A 401-nucleotide genomic window follows, 5' to 3' on the forward strand; every position below is an offset into this window, starting at 1 on the left:
TTTTGTTCGTCTCAACAGTTTCAACCAGTTCGCTTTTGTCGTTCAGTTCGGCGATGGCTGGCTTGATTATCATCGTATTCTAGTCGTTGAATTGTTGATATTTATCTTCAACGGCAAGCATGGTGCGGAAATCATCGATAGCTCTCGGTCTGTCACCGGGGCTGCGGAACTGCTGGAGCAGCTCGTAAATGCGGATGCTGTAGGTGCTGGAAAGGCTGGAGACGTTCTTCACGACTACCCGCGTAAACTGCCCCTTCAGCTGTGTCAGATACGGCATGATGGCATCGGAGAAGGTGATATCTACTTTCGCCTCACCTTTGAAATACTGCGCCCGGTACTGCACACAGCGGAACTCTTCTCGTTTTTCCTCGTTCTTGATGATTACTGACCTGTCCCAGAGG

General features: G+C 49.9%; 1 protein-coding gene. It reads right to left on the bottom strand.

The features are described from left to right. Nucleotides 1–79 precede the first annotated feature (79 nt). Nucleotides 80–343 (bottom strand): replication initiation protein, encoded by a 264-nt coding sequence (locus tag JZ792_RS41535; RefSeq protein ID WP_308165657.1) that lies wholly within the window; start codon nt 341–343, stop codon nt 80–82. Nucleotides 344–401 lie beyond the last annotated feature (58 nt).

The organism is Nocardia noduli, assembly GCF_019038455.1.
Taxonomy (GTDB): domain Bacteria; phylum Actinomycetota; class Actinomycetes; order Mycobacteriales; family Mycobacteriaceae; genus Nocardia; species Nocardia noduli.